The following is a 15,689-nucleotide window of genomic DNA, read 5'->3' as shown; positions in this document are numbered from 1 at the left end:
AATGATAAGACCTATGCTCTCATAAGCCTTACCATCTTTAATATATTATTCATTATTGTTAAAAATTTTTATACTAATTAGTAAATATAAAATCTACTTTTCACAAAACTATTTTTTATTTTTCTTTTTTTTACCTACTAATAACATACCAGCAGCTGTAGTAACTACACCAACTAAACTTATTATACTTTCTTTTCCTGTGATAGGTAACTTATTATTATTTGAATTTCCTGAAGTGTTTTCATCTCCTGGTTTATTTCCATCCTCTGGTGTATTTCCACCTTCATTTTTAGATATAACTTCTTCTAATTTACTTCCTAATGCATTTGCATTTTCTAAATCATTCGGTATCTTTATTTCTATATAAGCCTCATTACTTGACTCATTTTTAATAGCTTCTATAAATCTAGATATTAAAGATGTATTTTTAACTTTTATTTTATAAACTGTAAAGTTTCCATCTACATATTTCTTTTCTAATACACCATTTAACTTTTTAATATTATTTAAGAACTCACTAAACTTTTCTAAAGTTACAGCTTGTACTTCCATTTCTAATGGAGAATCAATTTCCCCAGAACCTGATATAGGTGTAACAATAGTAGTGTCTATAATATCTTTAACAAAACTCACTACATTTTCTTCATATTTTTCTATATTTATAGTAACACTATCAGATTTATTGCTTCCATCAGTAGTTGTTGCTGTTATAGTTACTTGCCCTTTTTCTTTCGCTATTACTTTAACATCATTTCCTATAACTTCTATTGCTGCTATATTTTCATCACTTGTTGTCCACTTTATATCTTTTATTTCTGCTTCATCATTTATAGTTGCAGTTAAGATTTTATTACTTCCTACATATAAGCTATTAATTTTATTGTTTATAGTTATACTTTCAGCTAATACAACATCTTTTTTTACTGTTACTTTTATTGTTTTTGTAGCTTCTCCACCATTACTATCTTTTACTTTATATGTAACTTTATATTCTCCTGGAGTTTTTTCATCAACAGTATTTTCTACAACTTCTATTTTAGTTATACTTCCATCTTCTTTATCAGTTGCAGTTACTCCACTTAATGGATCAAAACTTTCTCCAACCTTTATAACTTTATCTGTAGCATTTATTACTGGAGGCTCATTTACTGTTATTACTATTGTCTTTATAGAGCTTGCTCCCTCAGTATCTGTTACACTATATGTAACTTCATATTTTCCTGATACATTTATGTTAACTTCATTTTTTATAACTTGTATCTTTTCAGTTATATTTCCTTCTTCTTTATCACTTGCTGTTACTCCATCAAGTTCTTTAAATTCTTCTCCTAATTGTATAACTTTATCTTCAGCATTTATTACTGGGATATTGTTTAGTGAAGCTGCCTTTGGATTTACAACAACAATGCTTTGAACTCTAGTTGTTTTATTTCCACTATCTGTAGCACTATATATAACTTTATAAACACCTGCTATATTTGTATTTACATTGCTCTCAACAAGTAACTCTATATCATCATCTTCATCTTCTACAGTAACATTTTTCTTTGGATCAAAACTATCTCCTACTGTTAAAGTATGATCTGTAACACCTTTTATTACTGGTGCTTTATTTGCTTTTACACTTAATGTTATAGTTTTAACTGTTGTTCTACCACGACTATCACTAGCTGTATATGTTATAGTATATTGAGTATCTTTTTCTGGGTCTAAGTTAAGTTCTTTATCTGACGTAACTTTAACCTCTACTGAATTTCCATTAACATCTACAGCCTTAACTCCAGCCATTAAATCAAATGCTTCTCCTGCATTTATAATAACACTTTCAAGTTCATTTCCATCTTTAGTAATAGTAGGTCCTTCAATTACTGCATTAACTTTAACTTGTACCTTTAAAGTCTCTGATTCACCTGCAAAATCATCCTTGGCTATAATATATAAATCATATATTCCTTCTTCAGTTCCCTTAAACTCTTTTATTATCTTATCACTTGAATCTTTAACTTCTAAAGTTATTTTATCATTTTCTTGATCTTTTATTATTAATCCTTTTTCTTGTAAGGTCTCTGCTGTTAATTGAAGGGTTTCTCCTTCAGTAATTTCTATGTAAGAATTACTATTCATTTCTATAGTAGGATTTGTGTTTAAAGTTAATTCTGAATTTGCAACACTTACACCTTTAACATACTCTTTCTTTGTATTACTTACATATTTATATTCAGAACTTTCTTCATTTGTTATAGTATACTTTCTTGATTCATTATTAGCTGATGGAACTAAATCTAACTCAAAAACTTCAACTTCATTACCATTCTTAGGTATTGAATCTTGAGCTGTTATTAAAATATCTATTGTATTTGTCTCTTTATTATAAGTATAATCTGTTATTATTTTATCTGATTTATTTATGTTTATTAAATCTTTTATTATAGGATTACCATTCTCCTCTTTTAAAACTACTCCATCTAACTTTAAACTAAATTGAAGAGCTTTTGGAATGTCTTCTATATTATCTAACGATACTTTAACTGTATCAGAGTCTACTTTTTCTACATCTAATATAAAGTTGTTTTCTGTACTTTCAGAATTACTCGTTATAACTTTTGGTGCTGCATAAGCTATTGCAGCAGTTGAAGTTACTGCTAATGTATATGCTAAAGCCGTTTTTACAGTTGGCTTTACCTTATTCTTTTTCATAATCTATCTCCTTTCTTACTTTATTGAGGCTATCTCAAAAGAGATAACCTCTTTTAAATCAAAATATTATCACTATAAATTTACTTTCTATTGTTGAATACACCTTGAATAATATCGCTACCCACTTCTACAACCTCATCAAAAGAACTTGACAATAATTTTGCTTTTGAATTGTTTAATTCTATTAATGGTAGTTGATCTAAATCTTCAGGTAAATCATATAAGAATGTATCACTTACTAATCTTTGACCTACTGGTGCATTGTTACTATCTAACTTATTATATCTATAAAGTTCCGCCTTTATCTTAGTTCCTTTAATATTTCCACTTTCCTTGTATTGCTCTGGAGTTATCCAATATAACCAAGTTCCTTTAGCAACTTCTCCTAATTCTGCATTATCTGGTAATGTCGCTAGTAAAATTGCTTGTGCATTTAAAGCAAAGTTTTCATCATTCTCATTTATTACTAGAGGTACGTTAAATGCTGGATCACCTTTATATTCACCAGTAACTATTATAGATCCAGCTGGTATAGTTTTTCCTTCTGCATAAGTATAATCTGTCTTTAAAATACCTACACCATTTTCATAAACTTTATCACCATTATCTATACCTATTTCTATGTTATCTCCAGTTGGTCCTAATATATCAATTTCTGCTATAGATATAGCACTAGCTCCCTTAGCTACTAACTTAACATACTGTGCATCATATGCCCATAATTGAGTATTTAAATTGCTTCCTGTCTCATTGAAATAAATTGTATTTTCCTTCGTAGTATCAAAATTCCCTGAATGAGCTTTAGACCAAGTGTTTCCATCTTTACTTACCCAAACTTCATATTTACTTATTGGTGAATATGTAGTATCTGAAGTTTTACTAAATAAGTTCTTTAGTGAGAATTTCTTTGTAGGTGCTTGTCCTGGATTGTATTTTAATCCAACAACGGATTTAGAATCTCCTAAATCAATAGTTACGTATGGATCTCCTGAAACAACTGTACCATTGCTATTAGTTGCTTTTGATGCAGTATAAATTGTTGATGGATCATTATCACTAATCTTTTTAATTTCTCCATCTTGAGCTTGCCCATGTCCTGAATGTTCATCATGAACATCATTATCACTTATTGTATTAGTATCAAATACCCAATTAGTTTCAGATATACTTCCATCATGATTTACTTTTATGTTACCGATAGTAGTTTCCTCAGTAACATTTAAATTATAATCATAAGCTCTTACTTTATATTCAAATGCTCTATTATTTATAGCATCTATAACATCTATGTAATTAGTTAATCCATTTTCTCCATCTTTATCTCTTTCAACGAATCCAACTACTACATCTTTAGTTCCTGTTGCTGTTGCCTCTTTTCTTATTATTTCATAACCTAAAACCTTATCTGAATCTTTTGTTACACTTAATGTTAATGGAACTTCCTTTTGATTTAAATATGATCTATCACTTAGTTTGTTTCCATTTTCATCACTACCAAAGCTTGCTGTTACCTTAGTATCTGAAGCCATAGTTATTGAACTAACATCATCTCCTGCTGCTAATCTAAGTCTTCTTGTCTCATCATTTAGATAGTAAATAGCCTTATCTTCCTTTGGATATGCTTTAGAATTTAAATATTCATTTGTCTTAGGACTAGCAACTAATCCCCATTTTTCAAAGAATTCTCTTAAATCTTTTCCTGCAGCATCTGAAGCTCTCATTATAAATGTTTGAGCTGTTGAATCATATCCTGATTCTGAAGAAGCTACTCCATTTATTCTAGTAGCTCTATATAATTTAGCATAGAATGTATCATTTTCTAAATTATTATCTGCATTAATCTCTAACATATTATAAGTATAATCATTGTCATATGCTAAATGTAATTGCCAGAACATTCCTAATCTAGCAAGACCATCACTTGCTAATCCTACACTATTAGAAGTTACCTTATCATAAACTTTTTTATATCCTGAGCCTTCTAATCTAGATTCATTTATATCATTAAATGTTTGAGTTATAAGTGCTAGAATATTATTAGTTGTTTCAGCATATGTTAAACCTGGTCTATCATGAACATGTCCAATTTCATGAGATATTCCCCATCCAAACAATTGTCCACTTTCAGAATTTGTTAAGTTCCCATTTGAATCAAATTTAAATGGAACACCTGACATAGTTCCAGCAATAGAACCATAACCTATACCAACATGATGTGATGATGCATACATAAATGCCCCTGTAAACATTCTTTGATATTTAATATTAATACGATTTTTAGGTGCTCTATTTTCATTATAATATTGAATTTCACTCTTTCCACCAAGAACATCTAATTTCGTATCTGTTATTTCTCCATCTCCATCAAAATCTATTGCTTCTTCAAGTAAACCTTGTTGTGAATAAGAAATCTTCATTAATTGTTCCCAAGCAAGCAATGTATTATAAAGTCTATCTACTTGGGCATCTTCATCTCCTGATAACCCACTTTGTATTCCAGCAAGTACTTGGTCTGCTGCAAGAGAAAGCGTAATTCTTTCTCCTTCTATATCTGTAGCATTTAATATAGAAGTTTGTGGATCATAGGTATAAATATTGTTAGAATTATCTTCTATAGTAGCACTATCAGGATATCTATTAGGTAAAGAACTTACATAGCTTTTTAACTCTCTAATATAAGCTCTTATAGCTTCTTTAACTTCATCTTCTTTAGTTTCATCATCTATAATATTATTTACATTTAAATGTGGTATTTCCGTTCCTCCACTTACTCTTACTTTAAATGTATTATTATCTGCAAATCCACTCTTAAGACCTATATATAAATTTCCACCTTTTTCATAGTTCATATCAAAACCAGTTTCAGGTATTTCAATTTCATTTTTTCCTATCTTTAATTCCTTTATTACTTTATATGCAGTGCCACTTTCAGCATTAAATTGAGTTAATACTAAATCAAATTTTGTATCACTTCTATTTGGGCTTCCTATATACAGAGTAACTTTATCTCCAGGTTTTACTGCCACACCTAGTGATTGATAATTATTTGTTTGACCTATAGTATTTTGAGGAGCTAAATTATGTATTGTTGAATCTAAAGTTATTATTTCATCTTGTAATAAAACATCATTTAATAAATCTTGAGCTCTTTGTAAGTTCTTTAATATTTCTTCTTTGTTCGGATGATATTCTAAATTTATTGGGTCTATTGTATTTGCTCTCTTAACAAGCTCATCTACCATTGTTTGCGTAACATCATTGTTTAATGATAATTTCAAATCATCAGCAAATAAATTATCTACATCTTTTTCTAAGCTATCATATTCATAGAACTTGATTTCAGATATACTTACTTTACCTGATCCTGATCCAGGATATACAGATATATTTGTTTGTATTTGCTTAGCTGTTATAGGTTCAGATAACTTTAATGTTACTACTTTACCACTTGTGCTTAATGAAGCATTTATATATTCCCATTTTCCTGTTTCTTTATTTAAGAAGCCTATATTTCCCTCATATGGCCATGAATCTATATCTAATCTTGTTATTAATCTTACAGTATCAATTTTATACTCTTTATCAAATGTTATTACAGGACCACCTTTTCCATAAATAGATGTATCCCAACCATTCCAAGTCCATGCTGTACTATAATCATTATCTACAACAGCATTTTCATTATCGCTATCACCTTGCTTAAATTCAACTTTTTCTATATTATTAGTTAATGCACCTACCCCATTTGCTGTATTTATAAGCTTATAGTTAGTTGTTACTGGTGGTACTAACTTAGTAGTAGCTCCAATATAAACTTGTGATAATCCACCTGTTCCATGGTGATTTGTTGCTGTCATCATAATTTCATAACTAGTTGTATCTTCTAATCCTGTTATTGTGTATGATGTACCTCTTATAAAGTCTGAACTATCAGTAGCCCCTGCTGCTAAATCAAAAACTCCTGTTGGAATATTATCATCTAAATTAGAATCTGTATATTTTTCTCCATTATCATTTGCTTTTAACCATTCTTTAGTTCCAACTTTTCTATAGTATAATTCATAATCTTTTGCTTTTGCATGAGATTTCCATGAAACTGTAAGTTGTTTATATCCACCTTTTACTTTTATTCCTTCTGGCCCTTCTGGTGCTGTTTCTGGTATTACTTGAACCTCTATTATAGAATCAGCTCCAAAGCTACTACCATTATCTCCTGCTGCACTTTCACTTAATTTTCCTGACTTAGAATCCCAAGCTTGCGGTTGATAGTTTGAATCAACATTATCTGGCTTTCCATCTTTATCATTTGAATTATTAGTTAAGTTAGTATCTCCTGTTGCAGTTTCGCTATATCCTGTTTGCTCATCTTTATATCCACTCTTCCATTCCCCTGAAATTGATTGGATACTAACTCTATAAATCCCATAAGCATTTACTTTTTCTATTTTTAAAGAATTATCATTTGTTTTATAAGTGCTTGTATTTACAACTTGATTGTTATTATTTAATTCTTCAACCTTTATTTCATATCCAGATACATTTGTTTCATGTTGCCAACCTATTGTCATAGACTCTTGTCCAACTTGAGTTGTACTTGTAAATTGGTTTATAACTGGTATATTCATTTTAGGTTTTGGCATTTCTTTATAAACATTATTTAAAAACTCAACTTTTGCTATTTCAGTTAAGTTCTTATTGCTTCTACTACCAGTAACTTTTATACTGATTTGACTTACTGCAACTTGTTTTCCTAAATCTATCTTTATAGTATCCATTTCTTTACCATCAGCAGTTCTTGTTATAGATTTAGTTACATTAGAATCATTAAACTTAACAGTTAAAGGTTGTCCACTCTCACCTGCTCCAGGTATAACAATTTCTCCACTAGATGGTGCATTTTCACTTGGAGCTTGTATAGTAATTTCTTCAATTTTATTTGAATTTCTTGTTTTAGCTGATAAATCCATAGGTATTTCTATAGGATTAGCTTCACTTATTTCACTTTTAGATTCTAATGATACTGTAGAATTTTCACTTTTTAATATATTCTTAATATCTCCAGTTACTGTTACCTTGTTACTATCTACATTTATACTAATATTATCTGGATTTATTATAGGATCTGTGTCAACTATAATTGGGGTATTCTTAGTTTTATTTATATTTTGATGAACATAGATTAAGTCAGTTATGTCTACTTTACCATCTCTATTTAAATCAAATTTATCATCTGAAGATTTGCTTTTTATAGCATTCTTTAGAATTTCATAATCATCTTTAGTTACTGAACCATCTGAATCAAAATCTCCTGATATTAGAACACCTGGATAATGTTCAACACTACCATCCTCTAATTCTATTCTCTTTTCATCAGTACCTAATAAAATTCTTTTAGATGAATTTTGGATTTCTATATTGTTCATAGTTGCAGTTTGATATCCCTTGCCAGATATTTCAACTGAGTATGTTCCTAATTCAAGATTTTCAAAAGTTAAATGATAAAAATCTAACTCTGTTTCACCTTCTGCTAATTTATTTCTACTATAATCTAAAGCTTCTAAATTATAAGTTATATTACTATTATCTAACTTTCCACTTGTAACATTTGAACCTAACTTAACAGTATTACTTTTTCCATCTTTAATTATTTTTACAGATATATCTGTTTTTTCTGAATTTGCAACTTTTATAGGGCTATCGAAATTAATATCTAATTCTAATTTCCCCGTTACTTTATATTGTTCTGAACCTTGTTGTGATTCATCAATATTTTCCTTTTCTGTTTCTGTTGTTTCAACGTTTTTGTTCGATTCATTTTCGATAGCTTTTTCTTCTTCATTTATAACATCACCCTGAGAAATTTCACCATTCTCTTCATTACTAAAATCATCAGTAATAGACTCACTATTTTCTTCAGATATACCTTCTTGAGTGTCTGTTTTTTCATCTACTATTGAATCAGAATTATTATCATCTAAATTTTCCAAAACAACTTTATCAATCTCTTGACTACTAGCTTTAGTTTCTGCAAATGTAATACCTTGTACTTGACTTGTAATCAAAGCTACTGCTAACATAGCTGATATTTTTCTTCGATTCATATTTATCCTCCTTATATATACTTCTTCTCTCTAAAATATAGCACATTTTTATTTTATTTTTCAACAATTATTAAATATCATTAAATATATTTTTATTTTTTTATGAATTTAATATAATTTTGAAATATTTTTTCTTTGTTTTTTGACAAAAATATTAATTTTATATCCTCTATCTTATAATTAAATAAAAAATGATAAGACCTATGTCCTCATAAGTCTTACCATCTTTAATATTATTCATTATTGTTGAAAATGTTAAAGAATCCCCAAATAAACTTCTATGGTGGTAAAAGTCTAAAATAGTTCAGAATTCCCTTATTTCAATTATACATGTTAATTTAGTAGTATCAACAATTAATTTTATAAATTCCATTTTTCTATTATGGCAGTTCCATTTCCTCTTAACTTTAATAAAGTGCCTATAGAATCATTGTAAATTCTAGTAGTAAATACCTCTTCACCATTATTTAAGAAAATTTCTAAAGAAGAATTATCAGAGAATATTCTTATTGAATCAACAGCTTCAATCTCAACAGCTCTCATATCTCTTCCATAACCTGACTTTCCAAGTTCTAATTTAAATAATTCATTCTTAAATGAAAGCTTACAATCTTCTCTTAATTCAATTTCAAATTCATTAGATTCTTTGAAGCTCATATTTAATTCAAAAGTATTACTTTCAAATATATCTAAAGTAGCCTCTTTATTTAAAGATACTTCCTTTTTAATTGAGCTACCTTTTCTTAGCTTTTCTAATTCAACAACAGGTACTTGATATACCTTATTATTTTTTAGAATTAATTCTCTAGGAATTGTTAATTGATGCTGCCAGAAATTATCTATAGTTGGATTCTTATGGTCTATTGCATCAGGTACTCCCATCCAACCTATAACTATTCTTCTACCTTTAGAATCCTCAAAGGTTTGTGGTGCATAGAAATCAAATCCTCTATCTATTTCAACAAACTCTCCAAGTTTAAGTTCTTTCTTATCATTAACAAAGTTTCCTACTGCATATCCACATTGATATACATTATTATACTTATATCCTTCAGCTTTCATCCCTTGTGGTGAAAACATTAATACATCCTTGTTACCTAACTTAAATGTATCTGGACATTCCCACATATAACCCATATTATTTAGCTTACCTGCCGGTACTGAATGGAATTCCCAATTATAAAGGTCACTTGACTTATATAATAAAATACAACCCTTATCATCAGTAGTTCTAGCACCTAGAACCATATAATAAACTCCATCTTCTTCCCAAACTTTAGGATCTCTAACATGTAGAGACATATCTTCTGGGAAGTCTGTATTTCTTAAAAGCACCTTCTTTTCTGAGAAGTTTATACCGTCTTTGCTAGTTACTAAAATAACATTTTGCTCTCTTCCTGTTAATATATAATCATGTTTTCCTTGATGTTTTACATTACCTGTATAGAAGAAATATATAGTATCATCTTTAACAAAAGCTGATCCAGAATATACTCCATCCTTATCTTCAGCTATATCCGGGTAAAGAGCTACACCTTTATCCTCCCAGTTAGCTAAATCTTTAGATACAGCATGTCCCCAAAACTTTAACCCTCCCATCGGCGTTAATGGTGAGTATTGATAGTAACAATGATATTCTCCATTAAATTCACATAATCCATTAGGGTCATTTATCCATCCTATAGGAGCCATTATATGATATTTATTTCTCCATTTATCACTATTCACAGCATCTAAATTTTTGTTCATACATTCATTTATTTGCTTATCGAAATCAATTTTTGACATAGTTATCTCCCTTGTGCTAAATCTAAAACTTCATCTTTAGTTGGTAAAGCTCCTATAGCTCCTCTTTTGCATACTGTTAAAGCTGCTGTTGCATTTGAAAAAGTTAATATTTCCTTTACCTTTTCTTCTGGTAAATTAACTAAACTTTCTAAAGTATTATCTCCTTCAGCAACTTGGTATAAGAATGACCCTATAAACGAATCTCCAGCTCCAGTTGTATCTTGAGCCTGCACTTTAAATGATGGAGAGAATACTTTTCTTTCCTTAGTTATAAATTCTGCACCATTAGTTCCCTTAGTGTATATTATAACTTCAACATCTCCTTGTAATAAGAAGTTTAATGCTTCAGTTTCATCTGCAATTCCAGTTATAAACTCTAACTCTTCATCACTTATTTTCACTATGTTTGCAAAAGGTAAGAATTCTAAAATTGCTTCTCTACAAGCTTCTGGTGTTTCCCATAATGGTAATCTAACATTTGGGTCAAAGCTTATTAAGCAATTATGTTTTTTAGCAAATTCTATAGCCTTTCTATGAGCATCCTTTATAGGAGCATCTATTAAGCTAACTGAACAGAAGTGTAATATTCCACCCTCTGAAAAAACTTCTTCTTCTATTTCTGATGCATTTAATAGCATATCTGCACTTGGATTTCTATAGAATGAAAAATCTCTTTCCCCATCTTCCTTTAATGATACAAATGCTAATGCAGTATTTGCTTCTTTAGTTCTTAATACTTTTGAAACATCTACACCTAAAGGCTTAACTTCCTCTAAAATATGGTCTCCAAATCCGTCTACCCCTAATTTAGTAAGCATTTGAGATTTACCACCTAACTTTGAAACAGCTGCTGCAACATTAAGTGGCGCTCCACCTGCAACTCTTAAAAAATTACTTACATCTTTTAATGCTGCACCCTTTTCATGTGGAATGAAATCAATTAATGCTTCTCCAATTGAAATTACCTTTTTCATATTTTCTCCTCCTTAAGTCCATTTGTGGGAATATTCCCTCATACCTGAAAAAATATATTTCAAAAATGAATTACTATCCCGCTTTACAATTTCATAAATAAAAATATTTATGCTTATGAATTTATTATATCATTTATCCTTTGTTAGTCTATATTTTTTATTATAATATCCTGCTTTTTATTTCTCAATTTTATACTTAGAGTTAGATTTAAAATTATTATTCACAGTCTTTCTTTTTATCAATACTATGCTCTGTCATATACTTTTTATGCGTACATTTACCATGACCTTTCATATGTCCATGATGATGAGTATGATTTATTTTCCAAGACTTAATTAATTTTGATAATATTAATTCTAACTGCTTTTGCTCTTCTTCATTTATTACATTAAATAATTCTTTTGCCTTATTCTTATGCTCTTCCTCCTTTAATACAATAGATTCTTTTCCCTTTTCGGTTATCTCAATTCTTACTTTTCTCTTATCATTTTCATCTTTTTGTCTTATTATTAATTCTTTATCTTCCATTTTACTTAGAATTTCACTTAAAGACCCTGAGCGAATATCAATTATATCTTGTAATTCGCTTTGAGTAATTGTTCCCTTTTCTAAAAGTATCTTCAATATACGGTCTCTTCCATGATGACCACAATGCTTATTATTTAATATGATTCCACACTTTCCTAGCATTATCATAAGACGCTCTTCTTGAGGTAAACTCTTAAATTCTTCACGCTTTCTTGCTTGCTCTTTTAATTCAATTATTTTCTCTTCTGTAATTTCTCCCTCATTTAATAACCTTACAAACTTTTTTCCTCTACAACATTTAACTTCATTTATACTGCAATTTTTTCCACACAATGGACATTGTTCATATTTAACTTTATTATTCATAATTATCTTCTCCTTAATTTTAGTTAGGTACCATGTTATTTTACATTATTAATTTAATATTATCAAGGTACCTAATAAAAAATATAAAAAAAGAAGAAACTGCTTTCACACACTTTCCTCTTCATATTTATACACTATTTCTTTCAACCAGTAAACAATTCAATTTTACTTTTTCCACCATTTTCTCTTCTTTTTTTTCATTTTCTAATTTACTTAAAATTATTTCTGCTGATTTTCTTCCTGCAGTTTTATAATGATAATGTATTGTTGTAAGTTTTGGAGTTATTACTCTAGCTATCCTTGAATCTCCCATTCCAACTACTGCTATATCTTCCGGAACTCTATATTTATTTTCCATCAAATATTCTATTGCTCCTAAAGCTAAATTATCAGTTACAGCAACAATTGCAGTTGGAATATCTCCCCCCTTCATTATCTCCTTAGTTAATATATAACCACTTTTCTCTTCAAAATTACCAATCTTGATATTCTCATAATTTATCTCAATATTATTCTTTTTTAATGTATTTATATAAGCTTCCTTTCTATAAAGTCCTACAGCCTTATCTTCTTCATAAACTCCAATATATCCAATTTTCTTATGACCTTTTTTAATTAAATAATTAGTTATATCTTCTGTTGCTTGGAGTTCATTAAAATATACAGATGAACACCCTTTAACATCTTGTGCAACAACAACCATTGGAACCTCTAAGTTTTTTATAACTTCTATATGTTCATCTATTACCTTAGTTGCCATAAATATTATGCCATCAACTTGATTTGATTTAAATATATTAAGATACTCTAATTCTTTTTCTATAGATAAATTTGTATTTGCTATTAAAATATCATATCCATTAGGAGATAAAACCTCTGTAATACCCTCAACTACTCTTGATGGAGTCTCACTACTTATCTTAGGAACTATCACTCCTATTAAATTTGTCTTTTTTGTTCTCATACCTTTTGCTTGCCTTTGTGGTGTAAATCCAGTTTCATCAAGCACCTTTTTTATTTTTTCCCTAGCTTCAACACTAACATATCCATTATTTAAGTATCTAGAAACAGTAGATTTTGACACCCCTGCTAACTTTGCTATATCAATTATGTTTAATGCCATTAGCTCTTTCTCCCTCCATTGCTTTTCCAAATCAATTACCTATTTTATTTTATCATTTTTTAAATATTTTCACAGTTAATTCTTAATATTTTTTATGTATCATTTAGTAATACACATTCCCCTAAACATTGAATTTATAACATAAACTAAACAAATTTAAATTTGAATTTTTAGTTATATAAGAATATTTACCATCATATTTTTATATTAAAACAACTATTATTCTAATTTTGCTAAATAATTCTAAAGAAATAGTTAATACTATATATAGTACTTTTTCTATAATATAACTTGTTTTGAATTTATTATTTAATAGTTATGAATTAATTTAACTATTTTACTTACGGAATTTCAATTAAAGGAGTAACGATATGATTACAAACGATAAATATGACAATTCTAAGATAGGCATTAAAAACATTATATTTAATATGGTTTATTGTACATTAATAATAAGTTTGTTCGCTTACTTTTTCTATTGTATAGGTAAAGTTCCCAAAAACGATTATGTTTCTAAAAGTTATTTGTTAAATAATATTAATATAAGTACTAGCGTTGGTAACTTTGATAATAACGATATAACCGAAAATTCTATAACTCCATATGAAGATGAGTTAAATACATTTATAACCTCTGCTTTTAATACAAGAAATGATGGTTTTTTAAGCGGAAAAGTTTCTAAACTTTATGATTATTATAATACTTCTTCATCAAATAGTGAATATTCATTGGGATATGAATTTAGAAGAATTTCTTACTTACGTGATTGGTCTTTAGAAAGAGCTATAATTTTTACTTCTATTAATTCAATAGTAATTATAAATAAGATTATTAAAAATAATAATAAAATAATTGTTGATTTAGATGAACATTACACTTTTAACTATATTCATAATAAACAATTTGCGGTAAATAAGTTTACTCTAACAATACCTCATATATTAACACTTTATTCTACTAATGATAATTCCAATAACTCTTTTTACATAGATAAGGATTATTATTCTGATATATTTAACGATGACTTAGACGACTATATCTTTACATTATCAGAAACACTTTTGCCTTATACTAAAAGACTAAACCCTGACCATGAAGTATCTAATAACTATAAAAAAGATGACATTATTAGATTTGATAAATCATTCTTTACAGATCACAAATCTATAATATCTGGATTTGACTCAAATGGCTATCCTTTAATAGATAGTAATTTATTTAATATTTCAAATATGCCATTTGATTTAGGATGGAAAGAAAAAAATATAAAAATTTCTTATTAACCAAAAATGACAAATTATTAATGGTAAATTAACTTTAAATTTTAGTTTTAGTTTGCCATTTTAAATTTGTCATTTCTTACTAATAACGGTTTCTTTCTTTCATTTGTCGTTCAATATCTCTCTTATGAGCCTTTTCTAACATTGAATCTCTCTTATCATAGTTCTTTTTACCTTTACATATTCCAAGAGCTACCTTAACTCTTCCATTTTTTAAGTATAAAGATAATGGAACTAGTGTATATCCATCTCTAGATACTAAACCTGCAAGTCTACCGATTTGCTCCTTGTGAAGTAAAAGTTTTCTTTCTCTCAATGGATCAACATTGAATATATTTCCTTGTTCATAAGGGCTAATATGCATATTTAAAATGAATATCTCTCCATTTTTTATATCAGCATAACAATCTTTTAGATTACATTTACCACCTCTAATAGATTTAACTTCCGTTCCTACTAAAGCAATTCCCGCCTCTATTGTTTCTTCAACAAAGTAATCATGACGAGCTTTTCTATTTTCAGCTAAAGAATTACTATTTTTAACTCTTGCCATATTCTCACCCACTCTTTTTATTTACGTATTTTTCTTAATTATAACAAGAACCCCTCAAAATCACAACATCACTAAATTGTTCGTTAGAGCTTGAATGCCGTGATGACGAAAATTAATGATATTATCTCCATGAATTATGTAATTTTCGTTAAGAATTTATATTGTTTTTTCCAGAAAAAGAGCTAAAGCTTCGAAAGTCACTTCGTTCCCTCAGCTTCTTAACGCTCTTTTTCTTCCAAAAACAATTAAATTCTAAAACTTAATTACAATATTCCTTC

At 28.5% G+C, this 15,689-nt stretch carries 8 protein-coding genes; 1 reads left to right on the top strand and 7 read right to left on the bottom strand.

All coding sequences use genetic code 11. The features are described 5' to 3' along the window. Window positions 1-108: 108 nt before the first annotated feature. The 6 genes from Q0Y03_RS07940 to Q0Y03_RS07915 form a co-directional block, all read right to left on the bottom strand. The gene (locus Q0Y03_RS07940; RefSeq protein WP_297713302.1) at window positions 109-2,697 is read right to left on the bottom strand and encodes an immunoglobulin-like domain-containing protein; all 2,589 of its coding nucleotides are present in this window, start codon (window positions 2,695-2,697) and stop codon (window positions 109-111) included. A gap of 80 nt (window positions 2,698-2,777) precedes the next feature. Further along, complete coding sequence (locus tag Q0Y03_RS07935; RefSeq protein ID WP_297713301.1) at window positions 2,778-8,798, bottom strand: M60 family metallopeptidase; 6,021 nt, start codon at window positions 8,796-8,798, stop codon at window positions 2,778-2,780. A 360-nt stretch (window positions 8,799-9,158) separates the two neighbouring features. Then, window positions 9,159-10,586: a glycoside hydrolase family 32 protein gene (locus Q0Y03_RS07930; RefSeq protein WP_297713300.1), complete on the bottom strand. Its 1,428-nt coding sequence runs from the start codon at window positions 10,584-10,586 to the stop codon at window positions 9,159-9,161. 2 nt (window positions 10,587-10,588) lie between these two features. After that, on the bottom strand, window positions 10,589-11,560 hold the full coding sequence (locus Q0Y03_RS07925; RefSeq protein ID WP_297713299.1) for a carbohydrate kinase: 972 nt from the start codon (window positions 11,558-11,560) through the stop codon (window positions 10,589-10,591). Window positions 11,561-11,777: 217 nt separating this feature from the next. Next, window positions 11,778-12,455 carry a MarR family transcriptional regulator gene (locus Q0Y03_RS07920; protein WP_297713298.1) on the bottom strand — a complete coding sequence of 226 codons (678 nt, stop codon included), beginning with the start codon at window positions 12,453-12,455 and terminating at the stop codon, window positions 11,778-11,780. A 127-nt stretch (window positions 12,456-12,582) separates the two neighbouring features. Continuing rightward, window positions 12,583-13,578 carry a LacI family DNA-binding transcriptional regulator gene (locus Q0Y03_RS07915; protein WP_297713297.1) on the bottom strand — a complete coding sequence of 332 codons (996 nt, stop codon included), beginning with the start codon at window positions 13,576-13,578 and terminating at the stop codon, window positions 12,583-12,585. 371 nt (window positions 13,579-13,949) lie between these two features. Here Q0Y03_RS07915 and Q0Y03_RS07910 point away from each other — a divergent pair, with 371 nt between their 5' ends. After that, window positions 13,950-14,861, top strand: a complete 912-nt coding sequence (locus Q0Y03_RS07910; RefSeq protein ID WP_297713296.1) for a hypothetical protein — start codon at window positions 13,950-13,952, stop codon at window positions 14,859-14,861. 79 nt (window positions 14,862-14,940) lie between these two features. On the opposite strand, the gene smpB is transcribed toward Q0Y03_RS07910, so the two are convergent. Beyond that, window positions 14,941-15,411: an SsrA-binding protein SmpB gene (gene smpB / locus Q0Y03_RS07905; RefSeq protein WP_297713295.1), complete on the bottom strand. Its 471-nt coding sequence runs from the start codon at window positions 15,409-15,411 to the stop codon at window positions 14,941-14,943. Between the last annotated feature and the right edge of the window lie 278 nt (window positions 15,412-15,689).

Source organism: Clostridium sp. (assembly GCF_026168755.1).
Taxonomy (GTDB): domain Bacteria; phylum Bacillota; class Clostridia; order Clostridiales; family Clostridiaceae; genus Clostridium.
This window is presented reverse-complemented; position numbering and strand designations above follow the sequence as displayed.